Origin of the sequence: Streptomyces sp. NPDC051219 (genome assembly GCF_040682335.1) — a bacterium.
In the GTDB taxonomy this organism is placed as follows: Bacteria; Actinomycetota; Actinomycetes; order Streptomycetales; family Streptomycetaceae; genus Streptomyces.
Window position 1 is genome coordinate 1 of record NZ_JBFBAS010000047.1, and the last position, 24,821, is coordinate 24,821.

The 24,821-nt window shown below is 70.7% G+C and carries 19 protein-coding genes; 9 read left to right on the forward strand and 10 right to left on the reverse strand.

Going from position 1 to position 24,821, the window contains the following annotated elements; translation table 11 throughout:
• Window positions 1-106 precede the first annotated feature (106 nt).
• Window positions 107-1,087, forward strand: a complete 981-nt coding sequence (locus AB0M62_RS31320; protein ID WP_366077721.1) for a TIGR04222 domain-containing membrane protein — start codon at window positions 107-109, stop codon at window positions 1,085-1,087.
• A gap of 328 nt (window positions 1,088-1,415) precedes the next feature.
• Here the strand turns inward: AB0M62_RS31320 and hemQ are convergent, their stop codons facing one another.
• Together hemQ and hemG are read right to left on the reverse strand one after the other, a co-directional pair.
• Window positions 1,416-2,147, reverse strand: coding sequence for a hydrogen peroxide-dependent heme synthase (gene hemQ / locus AB0M62_RS31325; protein ID WP_366077722.1), 732 nt, complete (start codon window positions 2,145-2,147; stop codon window positions 1,416-1,418).
• 4 nt (window positions 2,148-2,151) lie between these two features.
• The gene (gene hemG, locus AB0M62_RS31330; RefSeq protein WP_366077723.1) at window positions 2,152-3,618 is read right to left on the reverse strand and encodes a protoporphyrinogen oxidase; all 1,467 of its coding nucleotides are present in this window, start codon (window positions 3,616-3,618) and stop codon (window positions 2,152-2,154) included.
• Window positions 3,619-3,759: 141 nt separating this feature from the next.
• Here hemG and AB0M62_RS31335 point away from each other — a divergent pair, with 141 nt between their 5' ends.
• Together AB0M62_RS31335 and AB0M62_RS31340 are read left to right on the forward strand one after the other, a co-directional pair.
• Window positions 3,760-4,755: a DUF4349 domain-containing protein gene (locus tag AB0M62_RS31335; protein ID WP_366077724.1), complete on the forward strand. Its 996-nt coding sequence runs from the start codon at window positions 3,760-3,762 to the stop codon at window positions 4,753-4,755.
• A gap of 51 nt (window positions 4,756-4,806) precedes the next feature.
• Complete coding sequence (locus AB0M62_RS31340; protein ID WP_366077725.1) at window positions 4,807-6,186, forward strand: FAD-dependent oxidoreductase; 1,380 nt, start codon at window positions 4,807-4,809, stop codon at window positions 6,184-6,186.
• Window positions 6,187-6,280: 94 nt separating this feature from the next.
• Here AB0M62_RS31340 and hemE read toward each other — a convergent pair whose 3' ends face one another.
• Entirely contained in the window at window positions 6,281-7,345 is a 1,065-nt protein-coding gene (hemE, locus tag AB0M62_RS31345) for a uroporphyrinogen decarboxylase (protein WP_366077726.1), read from the reverse strand.
• 158 nt (window positions 7,346-7,503) lie between these two features.
• Here hemE and AB0M62_RS31350 point away from each other — a divergent pair, with 158 nt between their 5' ends.
• The 6 genes from AB0M62_RS31350 to AB0M62_RS31375 all read left to right on the forward strand — a co-directional run bounded on the left by AB0M62_RS31350 (window position 7,504) and on the right by AB0M62_RS31375 (window position 14,611).
• Complete coding sequence (locus AB0M62_RS31350) at window positions 7,504-8,154, forward strand: DUF3000 domain-containing protein (RefSeq protein WP_366077727.1); 651 nt, start codon at window positions 7,504-7,506, stop codon at window positions 8,152-8,154.
• Between the two features lie 312 nt (window positions 8,155-8,466).
• Complete coding sequence (locus AB0M62_RS31355; protein WP_366077728.1) at window positions 8,467-9,129, forward strand: response regulator transcription factor; 663 nt, start codon at window positions 8,467-8,469, stop codon at window positions 9,127-9,129.
• Between the two features lie 106 nt (window positions 9,130-9,235).
• A complete protein-coding gene (locus tag AB0M62_RS31360; protein ID WP_366077729.1) occupies window positions 9,236-10,513 on the forward strand; it encodes a ribonuclease D in 1,278 nt (425 codons plus the stop codon).
• Between the two features lie 205 nt (window positions 10,514-10,718).
• A complete protein-coding gene (locus AB0M62_RS31365) occupies window positions 10,719-11,939 on the forward strand; it encodes an acetyl-CoA C-acyltransferase (protein ID WP_366077731.1) in 1,221 nt (406 codons plus the stop codon).
• Window positions 11,936-14,065 (forward strand): 3-hydroxyacyl-CoA dehydrogenase NAD-binding domain-containing protein, encoded by a 2,130-nt coding sequence (locus AB0M62_RS31370; protein WP_366077733.1) that lies wholly within the window; start codon window positions 11,936-11,938, stop codon window positions 14,063-14,065. The genes AB0M62_RS31365 and AB0M62_RS31370 overlap by 4 nt, the downstream gene beginning before the upstream one ends.
• 171 nt (window positions 14,066-14,236) lie before the next feature.
• Window positions 14,237-14,611 carry an NTP pyrophosphohydrolase gene (locus tag AB0M62_RS31375; RefSeq protein ID WP_366077734.1) on the forward strand — a complete coding sequence of 125 codons (375 nt, stop codon included), beginning with the start codon at window positions 14,237-14,239 and terminating at the stop codon, window positions 14,609-14,611.
• Window positions 14,612-14,648: 37 nt separating this feature from the next.
• On the opposite strand, the gene AB0M62_RS31380 is transcribed toward AB0M62_RS31375, so the two are convergent.
• The 7 genes from AB0M62_RS31380 to AB0M62_RS31410 all read right to left on the reverse strand — a co-directional run bounded on the left by AB0M62_RS31380 (window position 14,649) and on the right by AB0M62_RS31410 (window position 24,794).
• Window positions 14,649-16,136: a glycosyltransferase family 39 protein gene (locus AB0M62_RS31380; protein WP_366077735.1), complete on the reverse strand. Its 1,488-nt coding sequence runs from the start codon at window positions 16,134-16,136 to the stop codon at window positions 14,649-14,651.
• Window positions 16,137-16,312: 176 nt separating this feature from the next.
• Window positions 16,313-17,791 carry an amino acid permease gene (locus AB0M62_RS31385; protein WP_366077753.1) on the reverse strand — a complete coding sequence of 493 codons (1,479 nt, stop codon included), beginning with the start codon at window positions 17,789-17,791 and terminating at the stop codon, window positions 16,313-16,315.
• Window positions 17,792-17,983: 192 nt separating this feature from the next.
• Window positions 17,984-19,897 (reverse strand): 1-deoxy-D-xylulose-5-phosphate synthase, encoded by a 1,914-nt coding sequence (gene dxs, locus AB0M62_RS31390; RefSeq protein ID WP_366077736.1) that lies wholly within the window; start codon window positions 19,895-19,897, stop codon window positions 17,984-17,986.
• 166 nt (window positions 19,898-20,063) lie between these two features.
• Entirely contained in the window at window positions 20,064-21,359 is a 1,296-nt protein-coding gene (locus AB0M62_RS31395; RefSeq protein WP_366077737.1) for a sugar ABC transporter permease, read from the reverse strand.
• On the reverse strand, window positions 21,356-22,144 hold the full coding sequence (locus AB0M62_RS31400; protein WP_366077739.1) for an ATP-binding cassette domain-containing protein: 789 nt from the start codon (window positions 22,142-22,144) through the stop codon (window positions 21,356-21,358). Before AB0M62_RS31400 ends, AB0M62_RS31395 begins: the two co-directional genes overlap by 4 nt.
• A gap of 217 nt (window positions 22,145-22,361) precedes the next feature.
• On the reverse strand, window positions 22,362-23,474 hold the full coding sequence (locus AB0M62_RS31405) for a substrate-binding domain-containing protein (RefSeq protein ID WP_366077740.1): 1,113 nt from the start codon (window positions 23,472-23,474) through the stop codon (window positions 22,362-22,364).
• Between the two features lie 120 nt (window positions 23,475-23,594).
• Window positions 23,595-24,794, reverse strand: coding sequence for an ROK family transcriptional regulator (locus tag AB0M62_RS31410; protein ID WP_366077741.1), 1,200 nt, complete (start codon window positions 24,792-24,794; stop codon window positions 23,595-23,597).
• Between the last annotated feature and the right edge of the window lie 27 nt (window positions 24,795-24,821).

A 24,821-nucleotide genomic window follows, 5' to 3' on the forward strand; every position in this document is an offset into this window, starting at 1 on the left:
AGTGCAAGTCACGACAGATACGGAGGGAACTCCGCCGCTTCGCGGCTCCGCTCCAAGGACCCATTCCTCCCCGGCCCGAAGGCCGGGGCATCCTGGGAGAAATCAGGTGAACATCGTCGCTGTGCTCTGTTACCTCGCTGTCGGGGCCTCGTCCGTCGCGCTGATCGCCGGACTGGCCGGCGCCCCCAGGAACGGTCCGGCCGGCGGCCATGTCCACGATGTGATGGAGGGCGCCTTCCTGGCCGGCGGGCCCGCCCGGGCCGTGGACACCGCCATCGTGGCGATGGCCGCCGACGGCCGGCTGTCCGTCGGCGGCCCCGGCATCGTCCTCGTTCATCCGAACAGCGTGGCTCGCGAACCGGTCGAACGCGCGGTGCTGGAGGCGCACGCGGCGGCACCGAGCGGTGCACTGCACACGCTGCGCTGCGCGGTGATGCGCGATCCTGCCGTACAGGAGATCGGCGACGGCCTGGCGGCGCGCGGTCTGATGGCGGCGCCGCGTGACAACCGGAGGTGGCAGGTCTGGGGGCTGGCCCAGGCCATCGCCTGTTCCCTGGGTTTCCCGGTCGCCTTCCTTCTCACTGTTGTGCAGTACATGGGCGAGGATGCCGTAGGCGCGGAGTTCCCCTTCCTGGTGATGGTGGTGCCGGCGCTGATCGGCGGCGCGGTGACCGGCGCGGTGTGCGCTGCCCTCGCCAAGCGCCGGATCACCAGGGCAGGACAGCAGGCGCTGCGCGAGTACCGCACGGCCCATGCCTACGCGACCCATCCGGCGGTCCTGGTGGCCGCGCACGGGCTGGGCGCCCTGCCCGATCCGGTACTGCGTGCGCAGCTGGTCGCCGCGGCCCGGATCCGGACGGCCCCGCACCCGCGCACTGCCTGGAGCACGGGGGACGATGCCGGCGCGGCCGCAGTGGTGTGGTGCGCCGGAGCCGGAACCGGAGGAGGCTGCGGGGGCGGAAGCGGAGGCGGCGGCTCCAGCTGTAGTTCCGGCTCCAGTTGCAGTTCCGGCTCCAGCTCCGGCGGCTCGGGGTCGAGTTGCAGCAGCAGCTCCGGGTCGAGCTGCAGCAGTAGCAGCAGCTCCTGAACCGGCGGCCCGGGCGGTGCCCGGCGGGCCGAGGCCGGCCGGGCACAACCGCCACATCCCGCCCGTCCAACCCGAGTTCGCCGAAGGGACGACGGGACCACCGTCAGGCGCTCAGCCCTCGCCCGCCATGTCCGGGCGCTCTTGTCGGGCCCGCGACGACGGGACGCCCGGACAGACCCTGGTCCGGATCGTGAAAGGCCCATGGCCCGCCGGTGCGTGCATCGCGTAGAACTCCGCCATGTTCTGGCTCCCTTTCCTGCTGGTCGCCTGGGTCACGGCTGCTCACCTGCGGCCGGACCGCGACACCGGCCGCCCCTGCGGGCACCCGTCAGGCGAGGCCGGCCACCAGTTCGGCGACGGACTTCCGGCGCCCGGTGTAGAACGGCACCTCTTCCCGGACGTGCATCCGCGCCTCGGACGCGCGCAGGTGACGCATCAGGTCGACGATGCGGTACAGCTCGTCGGCTTCGAAGGCCAGCATCCACTCGTAGTCGCCGAGAGAGAACGACGCGACGGTGTTGGCGCGCACGTCCGGGTAGCCGCGGGCCATCTTGCCGTGGTCGGCGAGCATGCGGCGGCGGTCCTCGTCGGGCAGCAGGTACCAGTCGTACGAGCGCACGAAGGGGTAGACGCTGACGTAGTTGCGGGGCGTCTCGTCGGCCAGGAAGGCCGGGATGTGCGACTTGTTGAACTCGGCGGGGCGGTGCAGCGCCATGTTCGACCACACCGGCTCGAGCGCACGGCCCAGCCTGGTGCGGCGGAACAGGTTGTACGCCTCCTGGAGCTCGTCCGCGGTCTCCGCGTGCCACCAGATCATGAGGTCGGCGTCGGCGCGCAGGCCCGACACGTCGTACGTACCGCGGACGGTGACGTCCTTCGCCGCGAGCTGGTCGAACAGCTCCTGCACCTCGTCGGCGTAACCGGCGCGGTCGTCGGGCAGTACGTCACGCAGCTTGAAGACGGACCACAGGGTGTAGCGGATGACCTCGTTCAGGTCCTTGGCCTTCTTGCCGGCGTTCGGACCCTTGGGGGATGTCACAGGTTCGGGAGCAGCAGTCATGCGGCTATTGTCCCGCGTCACGTCCGGTGACCGGCGCCAGGGTGGCCAGCACCTCGTCGGCCGCGCGGCGGGCGCTCGCGACACAGGCCGGGATGCCCACTCCGTCGTACACCGCACCGCACACCCGCAGGCCCGGCAGCAGGCCCACCGCGTCGCGGATCCGGGCCACGCGGCCCAGGTGGCCCACGGGGTACTGCGGCAGGCCGCCGTTCCAGCGGGTGACGACGGAGGCGACCGGGCGGGCCGTGAGACCCACGGCCTCGCCCAGGTCGGCGAGCGACACGTCGACGAGACCGGCGTCGTCCCGCTTCAGGTCCGCCTCCTCGCCGTGGCGGCCCACCGAGGTGCGCAGTACGAACAAGTCCGGATCGCCCTCGGCGACCCAGCGCCACTTGTTGGCGGAGAAGGTGGACGCCTTGATCGTCCGGCCGTCCACGGGCGGCACCAGAAAGCCGCTGCCGGTGAGCCCGGCCGGCAGGTCTGCCCGCCGGAAGGCCATGGTGACCAGGGCCATGGAGGCGTACTCGACGGCGCGCAGCTCGCTCGCCGCGGCCGGGGCGGCCGCCGCGAGAAGGTCCGCAGCGGGGCCCGCGGGCGTCGCGAGGACGACGGCGTCCGCGTGGAGCAGGTCCGGGGCGGCTCGGCCGGGTCCACCGGTCACGATCCGCCAGCCGTCCGGGGTGCGGCTCAGTTCCCGTACGGGAGTGCCGGTGCGGAGCTCCGCCCCGGCTGCCCGGCAGGCCTCGGCCACGGCGAGCGGGAGCCGCCCCACTCCGCCCTCGATGCCCATGAAGGTTGGATGGTGAGCGGCCGGCCCCGCCGCCTCCGGCCGGCCGGCGGTTCGGCGCTGGAGTTCGCGTACCCCCTCGCCCAGCGAACGGTGGTTCCGGGCGGCGTCGAAGAGCTGGGGAACGGCGGCGCGCATCGAGATGCGGTAGGCGTCGCCCGCGTACACGCCGCCCAGCAGCGGTTCCACGAGCCGGTCGACGACCTCGCGGCCGAGCCGGGCCGCGACGTACTCGCCCACCGCCACGTCGTCGCCGATCTCGGTCGGCGGCAATTCGGCGTCCTGGCCGATCCGGCGCAGGCCCGCCTCCGACACGACTCCGGAGGCGGCGAGCGGCGCGAGATCGCCGGGCACGCCCATCACATGGCCCTTAGGCATCGGGCGCAGCGCGCCGCGTGTCCAGAGTGCGGCGGTCGCGGTGGCCGGCGGCTGAAGTCGTTCCCCGAGTCCCGCCTCGCGGGCGAGGTCCACCGCTTCGGGGCGTCTGGCCAGCATCGACTCCGCGCCGAGGTCGACCGGTACGCCCGCGAGTTCGCCCGCGTGCAGCTTGCCGCCGAGCCGGTCGGAGGCCTCCAGGACGGTTACGCGTACCCCTGCGCCGAGCAGCCGGTGGGCGGCGGCCAGTCCGGCGATTCCGCCCCCGATGACGACGACATGGCCCGTACGCGTGTCCGTTTCGTGCATGGGTCCACTCTCTCAGACCCGGGGATGGCGTCGTAACGAGTCCTGACCGTGACCGCATCGGGATCAGCGAAGGGCAACCCGGGCCAGGGGCCCGCGCGTCGAACCTGCGACATCAACCACCATTCATCGGGGGTAGCCGCAATGCGTGCAGCCAGCAGGTCAGGGCGCCGACGACTCACGGCACCGGCAGCCGTTCTCCTCGGCGCCGCGCTCGCGGTCGGCGGGTGCAGCGCGGGTAACAGTTCGGAACGGAGCCTGGGCGACAGCAAGGCGGCCGGCCCGGAGGCGGCTGTGGGCGAGGGCGGCGCCGCGGACTCCGGCGCGAAGCGGCCGGCTGAGCCGGACACGAAGAAACCGGCGGCCCCGCGGAACCACATCATCCGTACGGCGACGCTCACCGTGGAGGTCAAGAGCACGCAGAAGGCGCTCGACACGGCCCGCTCCGCCGCCGAGTCCGCCGGAGGCTTCGTCGGGAGCGAGACGACGGACCGGGACGAGGAGGGCCGGATCTTCTCCCGGCTCGTGCTGCGCGTGCCCACCGGCCGGTTCGCGGGCGTGCTCGCCGACATCGAGGGCACCGGAAAGCTGATCGGCCGCAAGGTCGGCGCTCAGGACGTCACCGAGCAGGTGGTGGACGTCGAGAGCCGCATCAAGACGCAGCAGGCGAGCGTCGCGCGGGTACGGGAGATGATGGACAAGGCGACCAGGCTGAGCGATGTCGTCATGCTCGAGGGCGAGTTGAGCAGGCGTCAGTCCGATCTCGAATCGCTGCTGGCCCAGCAGGCGTCGCTGAAGGACCGCACCAGCCTGGCCACGATCACGCTCGAGGTCTCCGAGCCGGAGGCGAAGCCGAAGGAGAAGAAGGACGACGACCCCGACTTCCTGGACGCCCTCGGCGGGGGCTGGGACGCCTTCGTCGCGACCCTGCGCTGGATCACGGTCGTGATCGGCGCGGTGCTGCCGTTCGCCGCCGCGGCCGCGGCGCTCGTGCTGCTGTGGCTGCTGGTACGCAGCCGGCTGCCGCGCCGGACGGCCCCGGCGGCGGACGCGCCCACCGCGGTGCCGGGGAATGTTCCGCTGCCCAGGTACGTCCCCACAGGAGAAGAGCCGGAGCCACAGCGGCCCGAGCGGGACTGAACCCTCTCGGACGTAGCGTGTTCCGCAATCACGGACCGGAGGGACACGCAGATGGCGGCAGAGCGACTGGTGGTCGTCGGGGGCGACGCGGCGGGCATGTCCGCCGCGTCGCAGGCCCGCAGGCACAAGGGCCCGGACGAGCTGGAGATCGTGGCCTTCGAGCGGGGGCACTTCACGTCGTACTCCGCCTGCGGCATCCCTTACTGGGTCGGCGGCCGGGTGACCGACCGGGACGCCCTGATCGCCCGTACTCCCGAGGAGCACCGCGAGCGGGCGATCGACCTCCGGACGCGGACCGAGGTGACGGAGATCGACGTGCCGGGCGGGCGGGTGCGCACGCGTGACCTCGACACCGGCACCGAGGTGTGGACCGGATACGACAAGCTCGTCGTCGCCACGGGCGCGCGCCCGGTACGTCCGTCGTTGCCCGGCATGGACGCGCCGGGTGTGCACGGCGTGCAGACGCTCGACGACGGACAGGCGCTGCTCGACACACTCGCCCGTACGCAGGGCCGCAGGGCGGTCGTCGTGGGCGCGGGCTACATCGGCGTGGAGATGGCGGAAGCCATGCTCAACCGGGGCTACGAGGTGACGGTCCTCAACCGGGGCGAGCAGCCGATGGCCACGCTGGACCCGGACATGGGCCGGCTGGTGCACGAGGCCATGGACGGGATGGGGATCAGAACCGTCTCCGGGGCGGAGGTGACGAAGATCCTCACCGGCGGCGACGGCCGGGTGCGCGCCGTCGTCACGCAGGACGCGGAGTATCCGGCGGACGTGGTGGTCCTGGGCATCGGCGTGGAGCCCGAGACGGCTCTGGCCCGCGCCGCCGGCCTTCCGGTCGGAGACTACGCGGGCCTGCTGACCGACCTGTCCATGCGGGTGCGCGGGCACGAGAACATCTGGGCGGGCGGCGACTGCGTCGAAGTGCTCGATCTGGTCGCCGGCCGCAGTCGCCACGTCCCCCTGGGGACCCATGCCAACAAGCACGGCCAGGTGATCGGCGCCAACGCGGGCGGCGGTTACGCGACGTTCCCCGGGGTGGTCGGTACGGCCGTCAGCAAGGTGTGCGAGCTGGAAATCGCCCGCACCGGTCTGCGCGAGAAGGACGCCCACGCCGCCGGACTGCAGTTCGTGACGGCCACGATCGAGTCCACCAACAGCGCGGGCTACTACCCGGGAGCGGAGCCGATGACGGTGAAGATGCTCGCGGAGCGCCGCTCGGGACGGCTGCTCGGGGTGCAGATCGTCGGCCGGGAGGGCGCGGCGAAGCGCGTGGACATCGCTGCCGTCGCGCTCACGGCCCATATGACGGTCGACCAGGTGACGGCCCTGGACCTGGGTTATGCCCCGCCGTTCTCGCCGGTGTGGGACCCCGTCCTGGTGGCCGCCCGCAAGGCGGTCGCGGCGGTCCGGAAGGCGGGGGCCTGAGCGGCGCAGATCGGCCGGGGCCGACGGCCTGATCAGTGGGCGGATCCGGCCGGCAGGCCCGGGCGACCGGCCGGCCGTCGCTTCACCGGGCGGTCTAGCGGGCGGTGCGGGTGTGGACGTACTCCACGAGGCGGGTCAGGGCGTCCGGGTCGGTGGTCGGCAGGACGCCGTGGCCCAGGTTGAAAATGTGGCCCTCCAGGCCGGACGCGGCGTCCAGCACCTCGCGGGTCTTGGCCTCGACCGCCTCCGCGGTGGAGAACAGGACGGCCGGGTCGAGATTGCCCTGCAGCGCCTTGCCCGGACCGACCCGGCGGGCGGCCTCGTCCAGCGGGACCCGCCAGTCGACGCCGACGACGTCCGCGCCCGCCTCGCCCATCAGGCCGAGAAGTTCGCCGGTGCCGACGCCGAAGTGGATGCGCGGGACACCGTACGGGGCCACCGCGTCGAAGACCTTCGCCGAGGCGGGCATCACCGAGCGGCGGTAGTCGGCGGGGGTGAGGGCGCCGACCCAGGAGTCGAAGAGCTGGACGGCGCTCGCGCCGGCCTCGATCTGGACCTTCAGGAAGGCGGAGGTGATCTCCGCGAGGCGGTCCAGCAGGTCGGCCCACAGCTGCGGGTCGCCGTACATCAGCGCCTTGGTGTGCTCGTGGTTGCGGGACGGGCCACCCTCCACGAGGTAGCTCGCGAGAGTGAAGGGCGCTCCGGCGAAACCGATGAGCGGAGTGGAGCCGAGCTCGCCCGTGAGCATGCCGATGGCCTCGGTGACATACGCGACGTCGGCCGGCTCCAGATCGCGCAGCTGTGCGAGGTCGGCGCGCGAGCGGATCGGCTGGGCGACGACCGGGCCCACGCCGGGCTTGATGTCGAGGTCGATGCCGATGGCCTTCAGCGGGACCACGATGTCGCTGAAGTAGATCGCGGCGTCCACCTTGTGGCGGCGCACCGGCTGGAGCGTGATCTCGGTGACCAGGTCGGGGCGCATGCAGGACTCGAGCATCGCGGTGCCCTCGCGGACCTTCAGGTACTCGGGCAGTGAGCGTCCGGCCTGCCGCATGAACCAGACCGGCGTGTGCGGCACCGGCTCACGCCTGCACGCCTTCAGGAAGGTGGAGTCGTACGTCTGGGTCTGCTGGCCCGCAGGGCGGTCGTTGGCACTCACGTCCAGAATCTTCGCACGTACGCCGCCGCGCCATCCCGGGGGACACCGTGTGGGACACCGTCTCGGCCGCGGCCCGACACCCGCCCGGAGGCAACTGCCCGCCCCGGGCCGGGTGTCCCTCCCCACGCGACGGCCTCGTTCCGCCTAGTCTTCCCCGCATGGCTGCGGCTCAGGGACGATTTTCAGATGGCGCTGACGGTGTGGACAGCGTGGAGGAGAGCTCCGTCCCGCTCCCGTTCCGGCGGGCGGTGGAAGCCCTGCAGAAGGCGCGCCCGCGCCAGGGGATGGAAATCGAGCCGAGCCGGCCGCCGCAGCGACTGGCCCCGCATGCCTACGCGCTCGAGGCGGCGGTCGTCGAGGGCGACGAGGACCTGGCGGACGGCCGTCTCGTCCTCCTGCACGATCCGGCCGGGCACGACGCCTGGCAGGGGACCTTCCGGCTGGTGACCCTCGTACGGGCGGAGCTGGAGCCGGAGATGGCGGCCGATCCGCTGCTGCCGGAAGTGTGCTGGTCATGGCTGACCGGCGCGCTGGAGGCGCGCAGCCTTGCGTACGGCGAGGCGAGCGGCACCGTCACCCGGGCGGGTTCGTACTACTTCGGCGGGCTGTCGGAGCGCAGGCCGGCGACACAGATCGAGATCCGTGCGTCGTGGACCCCGCGCGAGGGCGTGGGCGGAGTGCCGGACACCGCGGCCCATCTCGCGGCCTGGTGCGATCTGCTCTGTCAGGTCGCCGGGCTGCCGCCGGCCGGCCCCTCGGACAGCACCGTGGTGTCGCTGCCGCAGCGGCGCGATCCGCAGACCCGCTGAGGTCAGCGCGCCGGTGGCCGGTCACCGCCTCGACGGACGCCACGGACCGGAACCGACCTGAGCCGACGGGAACCGGCCCGGGCCTGCCCGAGCCGACCGGAACTGAGGGTTCGGTCCGGTCGCGGAGTGAGGGCTTCTGATCGCACATGATCGATCGTGCGTCCGAATTGCCCGAATTGTTACTCACCAAATCGTGATCATTCCCTAAAGCCGGGTGGGTGACGTGCCGAAGAGGTCAGTGACCATCCGCACGGTTCGCCCCGGCTTCTTCCCCGAGCCGGCCCCCGTCCCGCCACTCCCCCAGGAGGCCTGGTGTCCGTTCTTCTCGAGCAGCCCGCAAGCCTGGTCGCCTACCGCCCGAACAAGCCGACGGCCATGGTCGTCGTGGCCGACCCGCGCGTCCGCTCCACCGTCACCCGCCACCTGTGGGCCCTCGGAGTACGTGACGTGATCGAGGCGTCGTCCATCGCGGAGGCCCGTCCCCGCGTCGGCAACCCGCGCGACATCTGCGTTGCCGACGTCCACCTGCCCGACGGTTCCGGGCTGACCCTGCTGTCCGAGACCCGAGCCGCGGGCTGGCCGAACGGCCTGGCCCTCTCCGCCGCCGACGACATCGGCGCGGTCCGCAACGCCCTCGCCGGCGGCGTCAAGGGCTATGTCGTCACCGGTACGCGCACGAACGTCGGGCTCCCCACCCGGCCCGGCGCCGCCCCCATCGGTGCGAACGCCGCCCGCATGCACCGCCGCCCCCCGGGTGCCCCGAGCCACCCGGGCGGCTACCGCGAGCTCTCCGGCCGCGAGGTCGAGGTGCTCCGGCTCGTCGCCGAGGGCCAGTCCAACAAGGCCATCGGCGTCTCGATGGGCCTGTCCGCACTCACCGTGAAGAGCCACCTCGCCCGTATCGCCCGCAAGCTCGGCACCGGAGACCGGGCCGGGATGGTGGCGGTCGCACTCCGTACCGGCATCATCCACTGACCCATACGCCGGGCAAATCGCCCGGAAAGCGTTGCAGATCCACCGCGCGCCCGTCGACGGAACGTTCCGTCGGCGGGCGCGGTGCATACACAGATACCCTTGACACGTGACCGACGCCCAAGAGACCGCAGCAGACGCACCACTGCGAACCACCGGGGGCGCTCCCCCGGACGACGTCGAACCGGCGCCGATTCCTTTGCTGGAGCCCCGCGAAGGCATCCCTCCGGTTGTTGAGACCGAGGAAGCCCTCGCCGCAGTGATCGCGGCCTTCGCCGCGGGCAGCGGCCCTGTCGCCGTGGACGCCGAGCGCGCCTCCGGCTACCGCTACGGCCAGCGCGCCTACCTCGTACAGCTGCGCCGCGAGGGAGCCGGGTCCGCGCTCATCGACCCCGTCGGCTGCCCGGACCTTTCAGGCCTCGGCGAGGCGCTCGCCGGGTCCGAGTGGATCCTTCACGCCGCTACCCAGGATCTGCCCTGTCTGCGCGAAATAGGCATGATCCCGACCCGCCTGTTCGACACCGAGCTGGCCGGCCGGCTGGCCGGCTTCCCGCGGGTCGGCCTCGGCGCGATGGTCGAGAGCGTGCTGGGCTACGCCCTGGAGAAGGGGCACTCCGCGGTCGACTGGTCGACCCGGCCGCTGCCCGAGCCGTGGCTGCGTTACGCGGCCCTGGACGTGGAGCTCCTCGTCGACCTGCGCGACGCGCTGGAGAAGGAGCTCGACCGGCAGGGGAAGCTCGACTGGGCGCACCAGGAGTTCGACGCGATCGCCTCCGCGCCGCCCGCGCCGCCGCGCAAGGACCCGTGGCGCCGTACGTCGGGCATGCACAAGGTGCGGCGCCGGCGGCAGATGGCGGTCGTCCGGGAACTGTGGAACGCCCGTGACCGCATCGCCCAGCGGCGGGACGTCTCGCCCGGCAAAGTGCTGGGCGACGCGGCGATCGTCGAGGCCGCGCTCGCGCTGCCCCTGACCGTCCAGGCCCTCGCCGCGCTGCCCGGGTTCGGGCACCGGATGGGCCGGCGCCAGCTGGAACAGTGGCAGGCAACGATCGACCGGGCCAAGGCCCTGCCCGACGCCGAGCTGCCCCAGCCCGGCCAGCCGCTGACCGGGCCGCCTCCGCCGCGCTCCTGGGCGGACAAGGACCCCGTGGCGGCGGCCCGGCTGTCGGCGGCCCGCGCGGCGGTCTCCGCTCTCGCGGAGGAGCTGAACATGCCGCAGGAGAACCTGATCACCCCGGACACCGTCCGCCGCCTGTGCTGGGAGCCGCCGGCCGAGCCGACCGAGGCCGCGGTGGCGGCGGTCCTGGCCGCGCACGGCGCCCGCCAGTGGCAGATCGAGCAGGTGACTCCCGCCCTGCTCACGGCGCTCTCGGCGACGACAGCCTGAGGCGGACCGGCAGAACCCCCGGCCTGCGGGCCGGGGGTTCTCGCGTTCCCGGTGCCCGGACGCGTCCTTCCGGAGTGTGACCTTCGCCGCTCCGGGCGGCAGGGGTGTGCAGCCTGGTTACCCGCAAGTAGCATGAGGGGGTGAGCGCGCGCTCAGCAGCGCGCGTCCCGCAGCAGTGCCATCCCGCACCTGGAGGAGAGCCAACGTGCCTCGTACCGTCAGGGACGTCGTCTTCGTCGACGGCGTCCGCACCCCGTTCGGCAAGGCGGGCCCGAAGGGCATCTACCACGAGACCCGCGCCGACGATCTCGTTGTGAAGGCGATCCGGGAGCTGCTGCGCCGCAACCCGGACCTCGACCCCGCGCGCATCGACGAGGTCGCCATCGCGGCGACCACGCAGATCGGCGACCAGGGCCTGACCCTGGGGCGCACCGCGGGCATCCTCGCCGGACTGCCCCAGTCGGTGCCCGGCTACTCGATCGACCGGATGTGCGCCGGCGCGATGACCGCCGTGACCACCACGGCCGGTTCGATCGCCTTCGGCGCCTACGACGTCGTGGTCGCCGGTGGCGTGGAGCACATGGGCCGCCACCCGATGGGCGAGGGCGTGGACCCCAACCCGCGCTTCGTCTCCGAGAAGCTGGTCGACGAGTCCGCCCTGTTCATGGGAATGACGGCGGAGAACCTGCACGACCGCTACCCGCACATCACCAAGGCGCGCACCGACGCCTACGCGGTCAACTCGCAGGAGAAGGCCGCCAAGGCCTACGCCAACGGGAAGATCCAGCAGGACCTGGTGCCGGTCTCCGTGCGCCGCACCAACCCGGAGGCCGGCGAGACCGGCTGGGGCCTGGTCACCGCCGACGAGCCGATGCGCCCGGGCACCACCCTGGAGTCGCTGGCCGGGCTGAAGACGCCGTTCCGTGCGCACGGCCGGGTCACCGCGGGCAACGCGGCCGGTCTCAACGACGGTGCGACCGCCTCGCTGCTCGCCTCCGAGGATGTCGCGCGCGAGCTGGGCCTCCCGGTCAAGATGCGTCTTGTCTCGTTCGCGTATGCCGGAGTCGAGCCCGAGGTCATGGGCTACGGCCCGATCCCGTCGACCGACAAGGCCCTCGCCAAGGCCGGCCTGTCGATCTCCGACATCGGCCTGTTCGAGATCAACGAGGCCTTCGCCGTGCAGGTGCTGGCCTTCCTCGACCACTACGGCATCGCCGACGACGACGCGCGCGTCAACCAGTACGGCGGCGCGATCGCGTACGGCCACCCGCTGGCCTCCTCCGGCGTACGTCTGATGACGCAGCTGGCCCGCCAGTTCGAGGAGCAGCCGCACGTCCGCTACGGCCTGACCACCATGTGCGTCGGCTTCGGCATGGGCGCGACGGTCATCTGGGAGAACCCGCACTTCGACGGAGGCACCAAGTGAGCACCACCGCTGAGCTCCTGAAGGGCGCGGCCGAGCTGTTCCCGGACGAGGTCGTCACTCAGGCGCACGTACGCCATCTGGACCTGCCGGGCGGCGCGGGCAGGTTCGCCCTCATCACCCTGGACAACGGCTTCGACCACACGAAGCCGACCACCTTCGGCCCCCAGTCGCTCGCGAACCTGAATCTCGCGATCGACCAGGTCGAGAAGGAGGCCGCCGAGGGCACGATCGTCGGCGCCGGTATCACCGGCAAGCCGTTCATCTTCGCGGTCGGCGCCGACCTCAAGGGTGTCGAGCTGCTCAAGCAGCACTCCGACGCGCTCGCCATCGGCAAGGGCGGCCACGACGTCTTCAAGCGGCTGTCCGCGCTGGCCGTTCCCACCTTCGCGTACTACAACGGTGCGGCGATGGGCGGCGGTGTAGAGGTGGGCCTCCACTGCTCGTACCGCACCGTCTCCAAGGCCCTGCCGGCCTTCTCCCTCCCCGAGGTCTTCCTCGGGCTGGTCCCGGGCTGGGGCGGCTGCGCCATCCTGCCGAACCTGATCGGTGCCGACCGCGCCGTCTCGGTGATCATCGAGAACTCGCTCAACCAGAACAAGCAGCTCAAGGGCACGCAGGTCTTCGAGCTCGGCATCGCCGACGCGATCTTCGAGGGCGCCGACTTCCTGGAGCAGTCGCTGATCTGGACGGCGTCCGTCCTCAAGGGCGAGATCGCCGTCGAGCGCGCCGAGATCGACCGGGGCGAGGCCTGGGACCAGGCCGTCGCGCGCGGCCGGTTCATCGCCGACTCCAAGGTGCACGGCGCCGCTCCGGCCGCGTACCGCGCGCTGGACATCATCGCCGCCGCCAAGGACGGCGACCTCCAGGCGGGCTTCGACGCCGAGGACACCGCGCTGGCCGACCTGATCATGGGCGGCGAGCTGCGCTCCGGCATCTACGCCTTCAACCTGGTCCAGAAGCGCGCCAAGCGCCCGGCCGGCGCGCCCGACAAGTCGCTCGCCCGCCCGGTCACCAAGGTCGGCGTTGTGGGCGCGGGTCTGATGGCCTCGCAGCTTGCACTGCTCTTCCTGCGCCGCCTCGAGGTGCCGGTCGTCCTGACCGACATCGACCAGGAGCGCATCGACAAGGGTGTGGGCTATGTCCATGCCGAGATCGAGAAGCTGCTCGGCAAGGGCCGCATCAACCAGGACAAGGCAAACCGCCTCAAGGGTCTCGTCTCCGGGGTGCTGGACAAGGCCGAGGGCTTCGCCGACGCCGACTTCATCATCGAGGCCGTCTTCGAGGAGATGGGCGTCAAGCAGCAGGTGTTCGCGGAGGTCGAGGCGGTCGCCCCGGCGCACGCCATCCTCGCCACCAACACCTCCTCGCTCTCGGTCTCCGAGATGGCATCGAAGCTGAAGCACCCCGAGCGGGTCGTCGGCTTCCACTTCTTCAACCCGGTGGCGATCCTCCCGCTCCTGGAGATCGTCCGCGGTGAGCAGACCGACGACTCGTCGCTCGCGACCGCGTTCGCTGTGGCCAAGAAGCTGAAGAAGACGGCCGTGCTGACGAAGGACGCCCCGGCGTTCGTCGTCAACCGCATCCTGACCCGATTCATGGGCGAGATCCAGAACGTTATCGACGAGGGCACCCCGGTGGCCACCGCCGAGAAGGCCATCGAGCCGCTCGGCCTGCCGATGTCCCCGCTGGTGCTGCTGGAGCTGGTCGGCCCCGCCATCGGCCTGCATGTCTCCGAGACGCTCAACCGGTCCTTCCCGGACCGCTTCACCGTCTCCGAGAACCTGGCCGCGGTGGTCAAGGCAGGCAAGCGCGGCTTCTACGTCTACGATTCCGGCAAGCCGGAGCTGGACCCGGAGGTCGCCGCCCTCCTCAAGCAGGGCGACACGGTCCTGACCGAGGAGCAGACCCGCAACCGCGTCCTGGACGCGGTTGCGCAGGAGATCGGCCTGATGCTGGAGGAGGGTGTCGTCGCCGAGGCGCAGGACATCGACCTCTGCCTCATCACGGGCGCCGGCTGGCCCTTCCACCTGGGCGGCATCACGCCGTACCTGGACCGCGAGGGCGTCTCGGAGCGCGTGAACGGCAAGAAGTTCCTGGCTCAGGGAGTCGCGAGCGTTCCCGCGTAATCACGGATCCGTACGCCTCTTGTACGAACGTCACGGCGCCCGTCCGCAGCCTGGTCTGCGGACGGGCGCCGTCGCATTCCCGGGGACCCGGATTCCGCGCCCGGGAATCTCTTCCGGATCAGGGCGGTCGCTTGGCGCGGCAGGATCCGAAGACACCCCTAAGGTCGGTACATGACTGATCGCACCCTCGTCGTGGTCGATGGCGCCAACGTGGTGGGCTCGGTGCCCGACGGATGGTGGCGCGACCGGCGCGGGGCGGCCGAGCGGCTGCGGGACAGCCTCGTAGGACTCAGCGAAACCGGTCTGCCCGGCCTGCCCGGTCCTGTCGACGTCGTACTCGTCGTCGAAGGCGCGGCTCGCGGGATCGAATCCGTACCGGGAGTGCGGGTCGAGTCCGCGCCGGGCAGCGGCGACGACCTGATCGTGGACATCGTGCGGTCGGCCGGCCGGCCCACCGTGGTGGTGACCGCCGACCGTGAGCTGCGGCACCGGGTGGAAGCGCTCGGCGCGGAGGTGCGCGGCCCGCGCACGGTACGGCGCTCCTGAAGCGTGAGGCTCGTGAGGGCTTCGAATGGGGGAACCCTCAGGGTGAACGGGCGTAGAGGACGGCGCCGTCAACGGTACCCAGCAGCTCGTAGTGGCCCGCGAGCAGGCGGCGCAGCACCGGCACGTGTCCGGGCGCGAACGGCTTGCCTCGGGAGTCGTCCACGATCAGGACCGGCGGCTGCTCCGCCATCTCGCCGGTGAACACCGGCCAGGCGCCCTCGACGGCGTACTTCTCACCGACCTGCTGGCCGTCGCGGCCGCCGCTGTAGTTGGTCAGCAGCCCCGCGGTCAGGTATCGGCTGGCCGGGGTGCGGTCGGCGAGCCAGTACGTCTCCGGATGTATGCCCCAGACGAGCACGCGGTCGCCGGGGGCGGTGCGCGCCTCCACCGCGGCCGCCAGCCGCTGCGCATGGGCGAGTTCCGGGCGGGGAGCCAGCATGCCCCACACCACGAACAGCACGCAGCCGCACGCCGAGGTGAGCAGCGCGGTGGTGAGCCGGTCGCGGGGCGGGATCCGCAGCGCCGCCGTGCCCAACAGGGCTGCAGGCGGCATCAGTTGAAGGTAGTAGTGGCCGAAGAAGTGAAAGCCCAGCGCGACCGCGGCAGCCGAGGCGCCCAGCCAGAGCCACAGGTCGGCGGTACCGGTCCGCGCCGGCCGCGGCGCCCGTACGACCGGCAGTGCAAGGCCCGCGCAGGCCGCGGCGAGAAGGGCGGAGTTGGCCAGCGCCCGGAAGAGCACGTGGAGTTCGGACCCGGTGAACGACGCGTACGCGGCGGAGCCGGTCACCGTCCAGAAGAGGAAACCGGCCGGGTCGGTGATCAGCGCCACCAGCGCGACCGGAAGCAGCAGCCCCAGGCCGGTGCGGACCACGGCGGTGCGGGCGGGGGCGTTGTGCCAGAGCAGCCAGAGGACCGGCAGGAGTGCCGCCCCGCCGGTCTGTTTCGTCAGGAACGCGGCCGCGAGCGCGACGCCCGCCGCTCCCCAGCGCCCCCGGTCGGCGCACCACACGGCGGCCACCGTGAATGGCAGCATGAAGACCTCGAAGCCTGCCGCCTGGGCGTCCTCGGGGTTGAGGCCGATGGATACCAGCAGATAGAGGACGCCCGCGGCGCGGCCGGCCAGATCGTCCCACCGGCGCCGGGCGAGCGAGGCGAGCAGGACCGCGGTGCAAAACTGGGCAAGGGCCGCGAGCGCCTTCACGGGCCACAGCGACTCGTCGCCGCACACGGCGAACGCCGCCTGGTACAGCCAGGGTACGAGCGGGGGTTTGCGGTCGACGACGGTTTCGTAGAGGGCTCCCCCGCCGGCCAGCATCCGCGCCTGGACGGCGAGGTAGCCCTCGTCCGGGTTCCACAGGGGGTGCCGGAACGACGGGATGCGGGTGATCAGCGCCAGTAGGGCGAGTACGGGAAGCAGACGCGGCCAGAAGCGGGACGCGGGCGGCCCGGGGCGGGCGCGGCGGCTCGGGCGGGGCGGCACGGCTCCGCGTACGTACCGTAGCGGGGGCGGCGGCTCCGTGAGCATACGGGCCAAGCTATCCGGCCCCGCAGTCCGTATCGGAGCAGGACATACGGGGCCGGGCGGGTAAAACAGGAGTTCGGTGCACGGGTCCGGCCAGGGGGTGCCGGTCGGTCAGGCCGGAGCAGCGAGCGCGCGGCCGGTGCGTGCGGCGCGCGGCTCCGGCCTGATCGGAGAAGAGCCTAGAACTTGGCCTCCCTGCCCTCGCGGCCGAGGCGGCTGTGCCGACGGCCGTACAGGAAGTACACGACCACGCCGACGGCCATCCAGATGGCGAAGCGGATCCACGTCTCGGCGGGCAGGTTGAGCATCAGCCACAGCGAGGCGGCCACGGAGAGAATCGGCAGCCACGGCACCAGCGGGGTGCGGAAGGTGCGTGGCAGGTCGGGCCGGGTCCGGCGCAGGATGATCACGCCGATCGCGACGACGACGAAGGCGAAGAGGGTGCCGATGTTCACCAGCTTCGCGAGGTCTTCAAGGCTGGTGAAGCCCGCGACGACGGCGATGATCACGCCGAGCAGGACCGTGGCGCGGTAGGGGGTGCGGAACTTCGGGTGCGTCCGTGAGAAGAACCGCGGAAGGAGCCCGTCGCGGCTCATCGCGAAGAACACCCTGGTCTGGCCGAGCAGCAGGATCATGCACACGGTGGTGAGGCCGACGGCGGCCCCGAAGCTGATGAAGCCGGCGTACCAGGGGTGGCCGGTGGCCTTGAAGGCGTCGGCGAGCGGGGCGTCCACCGACAGTTCGGAGTAGTGCTGCATACCGGTGACCACGATCGACACGGCGACGTAGAGCAGGGTGCAGATCAAGAGAGACCCGAGGATGCCGCGCGGCATGTCCCGCTGCGGGAGCTTGGTCTCCTCCGCCGCCGTCGCCACGACGTCGAAGCCGATGAAGGCGAAGAAGACCACCGAGGCGGCGGTGAAGATACCCATCACGCCGAAGTCCGTCGGCTCGTAGCCGAACAGCAACTGGACGAGCGGGGCGTCCAGGCCTGCTCCTCCGGCCTGCTTCTGGGCCGGGGGGATGAAGGGGTCGTAGTTCGCACCGTTGATGAAGAAGGCGCCGGCGATGATGACGACCAGGACCACGGTCACCTTGATGGCGACGACGACCGCGGTGACGCGGGCGGACAGCTTCATACCGAGGACCAGGATCGCGGTCAGGAGGAGGACCAGCAGAAAGGCCAGCAGATCGAAGGCGAACCCCTCGGTCGCGGTGGGCCCCGACAGGGCTTCGGGCATGTTCCAGCCGACGTTCTCCATCAGCGCCCGGACGTAGCCGGACCAGCCGACGGCAACCACCGCCGTACCGAGCGCGAACTCGAGGACCAGGTCCCAGCCGATGATCCAGGCGGGCAGCTCGCCGAGGGAGGCGTACGCGAACGTGTACGCCGACCCGGCCACCGGCACCGTCGAGGCGAACTCGGCGTAGCAGAGGGCGGCCAGGCCGCACACCACACCGGCAGCGACGAAGGCGAGGGCAGTGGCGGGACCGGCGTTGTTCTTGGCCACCGAGCCGGTGAGGACGAAGATGCCGGTACCGATGATGACCCCGACCCCGAAGACCGTCAGGTCCAGCGCGGAAAGGGACTTCTTGAGCGCGTGCTCCGGCTCCTCGGTGTCGCGGATCGACTGTTCGACGGTCTTGGTCCGGAGCATTCCGCCTCCGGCGGGTCCCATGTCCTGCTGCGTACTCACCGGCGTACCTCCACGCGCTCGTCGTGATCGCCATGATCGGGACATCAGCGGCCGTACAGGGCTCCGTACGGGTGGATTTCACGCGAATGGGCCGGTCGGACCACCCATACAGGGTGACCCCACCGGCCCATCGGATGCCAGATCTCGTCGGCGTCAGTCGCGCGCGGCCTCGGCGGGCTCGTCCTCGTACCGGCCGTCGAGCTTGGCGACCAGGCCGGTGACCTGGCGGGCGATGTCCGGAGCGGTCAGCCCGATCTCGGCCATGACCTCCTTGCGGGAGGCGTGGTCGAGGAAGCGCGACGGGATGCCGAAGTCGCGCAGCGGGACGTCGACGCCCGCGTCGCGCAGCGCCTGGGCGACGGCCGAACCGACGCCGCCGGCACGGCTGTTGTCCTCGACGGTGACGACGACCCGGTGCTGCTCGGCGAGCGGCGCGAGCGCCTCGTCGACCGGCTTGACCCAACGCGGGTCGACGACGGTCGTCGAGATGCCCTGCTTGTCGAGCAGGCCGGCGACCTCCAGGCACATCGGGGCGAGCGCGCCGACGGACACCAGCAGGACGTCCTGCATGCCCCCGGCGGGCTTGCGCAGTACGTCCATGCCGCCGATCCGGCCCACGGCGGGGACGGCCGGCCCCACCACGCCCTTGGAGTAGCGGACGACGGTCGGGGCGTCGTCGACCTCGACGGCCTCACGCAGCTGGGCACGCAGCTGTTCCGCGTCGCGCGGGGCGGCGATGCGCAGGGTCGGGACGCACTGCAGCATCGACATGTCCCACATGCCGTTGTGCGAGGCTCCGTCGTCACCGGTGACGCCCGCGCGGTCCAGCACGAATGTGACACCGCACTTGTGCAGGGCCACATCCATCAGGACTTGGTCGAAGGCCCGGTTGAGGAAGGTCGCGTACACCGCGAAGACCGGGTGCAGTCCGCCGGTGGCCAGGCCCGCCGCGGAGACCGCGCCGTGCTGCTCGGCGATGCCGACGTCGTAGATACGGTCCGGGAAGGTCTCGGCGAACTTCTTCAGTCCGACCGGCTGGAGCATGGCCGCGGTGATGGCGACGACGTCCTCGCGGTCGTGGCCGAGCTTGACCATCTCGTCGCCGAAGACCGAGGTCCAGCTGGCGGCGGCGGTCTTGACCGGCAGGCCGGTGTCGGGGTGGATGACACCGACGGCGTGGAAGCGGTCGGCCTCGTCCTGGACGGCGGGCTGGTAGCCGCGGCCCTTCTCGGTGAGGCAGTGGACGATGACCGGGCCGCCGAAGCGCTTGGCGCGCGTGAGGGCGGACTCCAGGGCCTCGATGTCGTGGCCGTCGATCGGGCCGACGTACTTCAGTCCGAGGTCCTCGAACATGCCCTGCGGGGCGATGAAGTCCTTCAGGCCCTTCTTCGCGCCGTGCAGCGTCTCGTAGAGCGGCTTTCCGACGACCGGGGTGCGGTCGAGGATCTCCTTGCCCCGGGCGAGGAAGCGCTCGTAGCCGTCGGTGGTCCGCAGCGTGGCCAGGTGGTTCGCGAGCCCGCCGATGGTCGGGGAGTACGAGCGCTCGTTGTCGTTGACCACGATCACCAGCGGGCGGTCCTTGGCGGCGGCGATGTTGTTCAGGGCCTCCCAGGCCATACCGCCGGTGAGCGCGCCGTCGCCGATCACGGCGACGACATGATCCTCCTTCTTCAGGACCTCGTTGGCCTTGGCGAGACCGTCGGCCCAGCCCAGCACGGTGGAGGCGTGGCTGTTCTCGATGACGTCGTGCGCCGACTCGGCCCGGGACGGGTAGCCGGACAGGCCGCCCTTGGCACGCAGCCTGGCGAAGTCCTGACGGCCCGTGAGCAGTTTGTGCACGTACGACTGGTGACCCGTGTCGAAGAGGACCTTGTCCTTCGGGGAGTCGAAGACCCGGTGCAGCGCGATGGTCAGTTCGACCACGCCGAGGTTGGGGCCCAGGTGACCGCCGGTCTTGGATACCGCGTCGACGAGAAAGATTCTGATCTCCGCGGCCAGCTGGTCCAGCTGCGCCGGGCTGAGCCGGTCCAGATCGCGCGGTCCCGTGATGCGGGTCAGCAGGGCCACCCGTGCCTCCTTGCAGTTGAACGTCTGGCTTGCCGGTCTGTCGAGTCTAATGTTCCGCCCACGGCCGGGCTCACCGGGCGGTGCGATGTACGTCACGGATACGACTGAACACACAGAGGTGCCCGGCGCCGTGTGCGGCGCCGGGCACGTGTTCTGCGGACCGCGGTCAGGCGCGGCCCGCGGTCTTCTGCGTCTTGCGCGTGATGGAGTCGATGACGACGGTGGCCAGCAGGACACCACCCGTGATCATGTACTGGATCGGCGTGGCAATGCCTTCCAGCGCCAGCCCGTACTGGATCGAGACGATCACCATGACGCCGAGCAGCGCGTTCCAGGTCCGGCCGCGTCCGCCGAAGAGGCTGGTGCCGCCGATGACAGCCGCCGCGATGACGTTCATCAGCAGGTCGCCGGAGCCGGCGCTCTGGTTGGCGGCCGCGATCTTGGAGGCCCAGAACAGGCCGCCGATGGCGGCGAAGGTGCCCGCGATCGAGAAGACCGAGATGCGGATCGCCGTTACGTTGATGCCCGCGCGACGGGAGGCCTCGACGCTGCCGCCGAGTGCGAAGATCTTGCGGCCGTACGCGGTGCGCCGGAGGACGAAGTCCGTCAACACCAGGACCACCAGGAAGAGGACCAGCGCCAGCGGCAGACCCTTGTACTGGTTGAACATGATGGCGGCGGCGAACGCGACCACCGCGAGCACCACCGTGCGCACCACGATGTCGACGAGCGGCCGGGACGGCACCCCGGCGGCCTCACGGCGACGGCTGTCCAGGAAGGACGAGAGGAAGAAGCCCAGCACCGCGACCGCGGCCAGGCCGTAGGCGGCCGCCACGTCGGAGAAGTAGTACGTGGTCAGCTTGCCGACGACGCCTTCGCTGTCCAGGTTGATGGTGCCCTGGTCGCCGAGGAGTTGGAGCATGAAGCCCTGCCAGAACAGCAGGCCGGCCAGGGTGACGGCGAATGCGGGTGCGCCGATCCGGGCGAAGAAGAAACCGTGGATCGCGCCGATGAGCGCGCCGGAGACGATCGCCACCAGCATCGCCAGCCACTCGTTCACGCCGTGAGTGACGCTGAGTACCGCCACGATCGCGCCGGACACGCCGCTGACCGCACCGACCGACAGGTCGATCTCGCCGAGCAGCAGCACGAAGATGATGCCCACGGCCATCATGCCGGTGGCGACCATCGTGACCGCGATGTTGCTCAGGTTCTGCGCGGAGAGGAAGTTCGAGTTCAGGCTCTGGAAGATGATGCAGATGATGATCAGGCCGATGACGACGGGAATCGAGCCCAGGTCACCGGCGTGCAGCTTGCGCTTGAACTCCGAGAGGTAGCCCGCGAAGCCCTGCTCGCGCACCAGCAGCCGGGGGTCGACCGCGGTGAGCGCGTCGTGGGCGGCCTCCGGGTTCACCACGGCTGCGGCGTCCGCGGGCGCGGTGGAGGTCTTGTCGGTGTTCACTTCTGAACCTCCGCGTTGCGCGCCGCACGACGGGTCACGGCATTGTCCGTGGCGCCGGTGATGGCGGAGATGATCTCTTCCTGCGAGGTGGACTTCACATCGAAGACACCGTTGTTCCGGCCCAGCCGGAGGACGGCCACCTTGTCGGCGACAGCCTTCACATCGGCCATGTTGTGGCTGATGAGGATGACCGCGTGGCCGCGCTCGCGCAGCCGCTCGACCAGGTCGAGGACCTGCGCGGTCTGCTCGACACCGAGGGCCGCGGTGGGCTCGTCAAGGATGACGAGCTTGGGCTCGCCGAGCATCGACCGGGCGATGGCCACGGTCTGGCGCTGACCGCCGGAGAGCGAGGCGATCGGGATGCGCACACTCGGGATGCGGATCGAAAGCGTGGTGAGGAGCTCGCGGGCGCGGCGCTCCATCTCGACCTCGTTGAGGACACCGCGCTTGCGGAGCTCCCGGCCGAGGTAGAGGTTGCCGACCACATCGATGTTGTCGCACAGCGCGAGGTCCTGGTAGACGGTCGCGATGCCCAGGTTCTGGGCGTCGTGCGGCTTGCTGATCGATACGGGCCTGGCTTCCCACTCGATGACGCCTTCATCGATGGGGTGCACGCCGGCGATCGTCTTGACCAGCGTTGACTTTCCGGCGCCGTTGTCGCCGACGAGGGCGACCACCTCGCCGGCGTGGACCTCAAGCTCTACGTCGGTGAGCGCCTGAACGGCACCGAACCGCTTGGAGACCCCGCGCAACGCCAGCACGGGCGTAGCGGACACGTGAACCATCTCCTTCGCCGCCTGACCGGCGGGGATGCCGCGCCGGGGGAAGGGCGCGGTGGCTGAGCAGAAGCAGAACAGTTGGGGAGAAGCGTTTCTGTCCGGTGCCGGCCCCGGTAGCGGGGGCTGGAGGTGGGGCCGGGCACCGGACAGGGCTTCGGGTGGTGCGCAGATCCTGGGCTGATCCCAGGAGAGATCCCTGACGGACTCTCCGGGGCCGTGGGACCTACTTCAGGCCGAGCGCGTCGCAGGCGGCCTTGTACTTCGGGGTGCAGATCTCGGCGACCGTGTACACGCCGTCCTTGATGACGGTGTCGTTGATGTTGTCCTTGGTCAGCGAGACGACCGGGACGAGCACCGACGGGACGCCCTTGGTGGTGGGGCTGTCGACCTTCTCCTTGGCGATGGAGTCGATCTTCTCGCCCTTGGCGAGGGCGACGGCCATCTCCGCGGCGGCCGCGGCCTCCGGTGCGTACGGCTTGTAGACGCTCATGAACTGCTCACCCGCGACGATCCGCTGCACACCGGCGAGCTCGGCGTCCTGGCCGGTGACCGGCGGGAGCTTGGCGAAACCGCCGGCCTTCAGGGCGGTGATGATGCCGCCCGCCATGCCGTCGTTGGCGGAGTAGACGCCGATGATCTTGTCCTTGCCGAGAGCCGAGATCGCCGCCTCCATGTTGGCGTTGGCGTTCTCCGGCTTCCACTCCTTGGTGTCGTACTCCTTGCCGATGTTCACCTTGCCGTCGAGCTCGGCGTGGGCGCCCTTCTTGAAGAGGGCGGCGTTCGGGTCGGTGATCGCGCCGTTCATCATCACGATCTGGCCGTCCTTGGCCTTGGCACCCAGGGCCTCGAGGAGCGCCTTGCCCTGGACGTGGCCGACCTCCTCGTTGTCAAAGGAGGTGTAGCCGTCGATCGGGCCCTCGGCGAGACGGTCGAAAGCGACGACCGGGATGCCCGCGTCCTTGGCCTTCTTCACACCGCCGGCGATGGCCTTGGAGTCGACCGCGTCCACGATCAGGGCGTCGACCTTGTTGGTGATCATCGTGTCGACCTGCTGGGTCTGCAGCGTCGCGTCCTGCTTGGCGTTGGCGTAGACGACCTTGCCCTTGCCATTGGTCAGCTCACTGATCTTCTTCTCGATCAGGGGCTTGTCGAACTTCTCGTAACGCGCGGTCTGGTTCTCGGGAAGGAGCAGACCGATGGTGATTGCGTCGCCCTTCGCGGAGCCACTCTCGGTCGCGTTGTCACCGGCCTCGCCGGCGCTGCCACAAGCGGCGAGCGAGACGGCCATCGCGGTTGCGGCCACGGCCACGGCGGCACGACGCATCTGCGTGTTCATTCAGAAACCTCCCTGACGAGGCCGCGACGTTGCGGCCGAGGTGGCTGGAAGTCAACTCGGCCCCACCGTCAGCGTCAAGGAGTAAATCCTTAACGAGATGACAACGGTGCCATTCGTTATCTAAGTGAAGGCGGGTGCACCGGCGGGAACTGAGCCGTCCAGAAGGGTAGAATCGCCCATTTCGCTAAGCACGAGGGCCAACGCGCCCAATACCTCGGCACGTCCGCCAAGCGCCCCGGGGAGAACGGACAGCTGACGGGCCGCGCTGGGAATCGCGTACCGGGAGACCGACTCTCGTATCGGTCCGAGGACCAATTCTCCCGCTTCCGCCAGATTTCCGCCCAGCACTACCCGACTGGGATTGAGAAGGTTGCAAAGGTTGGCCACACCACTGCCGATGTGGCGGCCGACGTCGGCGATGACCCGGCGGCAGCCGGGATCGCCCTCGCGGGCCAGCTGCACCACGCGTTCCATGGTGAGCTCCGCCCCATGACTGGACTGCAGCAGCGGCAGCACGTACCGGGCCGCGGTGAACGTCTCCAGGCAGCCGCGGTTGCCGCAGCGGCACACCGGACCGGACTCGTCGAGCGTGATGTGGCCGATCTCCCCCGCGGTACCGCCCGGGCCGCGATAGATCTGCCCGCTGATCACCAGGCCGGCGCCGACGCCGCTGGCGACCTTGATGTACGCGAGGTCCTTCACGCCGCGTCCGCTGCCCCAGACGAGCTCGCCCAACGCACCCAGGTTGGCGTCGTTGTCGACGTACACCGGAACGCCGAGGCGGCCCGCCAGCTCGTCGCTGGGGTGGATGCCGGTCCAGCCCGGAAGGATCGAGGTGGAGCCGAGCGTGCCCGACTCGACGTCGATGGGTCCCGGAACGCCGAGACCGACTCCGATCACCTTCTCCTGGCTCACCCCCACCGTGCCGATCAGGTGCTTGACCAGCTCTTCCGCCCGGTCGAAGCCCTGAGCGGACGAGGCGTCCACATCCAGTGGCTCGGATTCCTCGGCGAGCACCTGGTGCGCCAGGTTTCCGACCGCGACCCGTAGATGGGTGTGGCCGAAATCGACCCCTATGACGATGCCCGCGTCCCCGCTGAGAGAGACGCTGCGGGCCCGGCGGCCACCAGCCGAGGTCGGCGTGACCTCAACGGTTCCGCCGTCCTTGAGCTCGCGGACGATGTTGGAGACCGTGGCCGCCGAAAGTCCCGTGCTGCGGGCGATCTCCGCCTGGGTGAGCGAACCGGCCATGCGCACCGCGCGCACCACCCGCTCGAGGTTGGCCCGGTGCAGAGAAGACTGCGACCCCGGAGTCTCCACGACTCATCCACTCCTGCCCTTGGCGGG

Excerpts from the sequence above, each read along its gene's own strand:
- AB0M62_RS31350 (WP_366077727.1), top strand. The coding sequence starts at position 7,504 with ATGGCTGCGGCTCAGGGACGATTTTCAGATGGCGCTGACGGTGTGGAC.
- AB0M62_RS31385 (WP_366077753.1), bottom strand. The coding sequence starts at position 17,791 with ATGCTCCGGACCAAGACCGTCGAACAGTCGATCCGCGACACCGAGGAG.
- hemQ (WP_366077722.1), bottom strand. The coding sequence starts at position 2,147 with ATGACTGCTGCTCCCGAACCTGTGACATCCCCCAAGGGTCCGAACGCC.
- AB0M62_RS31375 (WP_366077734.1), top strand. The coding sequence starts at position 14,237 with ATGACTGATCGCACCCTCGTCGTGGTCGATGGCGCCAACGTGGTGGGC.
- AB0M62_RS31335 (WP_366077724.1), top strand. The coding sequence starts at position 3,760 with ATGCGTGCAGCCAGCAGGTCAGGGCGCCGACGACTCACGGCACCGGCA.
- AB0M62_RS31400 (WP_366077739.1), bottom strand. The coding sequence starts at position 22,144 with ATGGTTCACGTGTCCGCTACGCCCGTGCTGGCGTTGCGCGGGGTCTCC.
- AB0M62_RS31380 (WP_366077735.1), bottom strand. The coding sequence starts at position 16,136 with ATGCTCACGGAGCCGCCGCCCCCGCTACGGTACGTACGCGGAGCCGTG.
- hemG (WP_366077723.1), bottom strand. The coding sequence starts at position 3,618 with ATGCACGAAACGGACACGCGTACGGGCCATGTCGTCGTCATCGGGGGC.
- AB0M62_RS31340 (WP_366077725.1), top strand. The coding sequence starts at position 4,807 with ATGGCGGCAGAGCGACTGGTGGTCGTCGGGGGCGACGCGGCGGGCATG.
- AB0M62_RS31405 (WP_366077740.1), bottom strand. The coding sequence starts at position 23,474 with ATGAACACGCAGATGCGTCGTGCCGCCGTGGCCGTGGCCGCAACCGCG.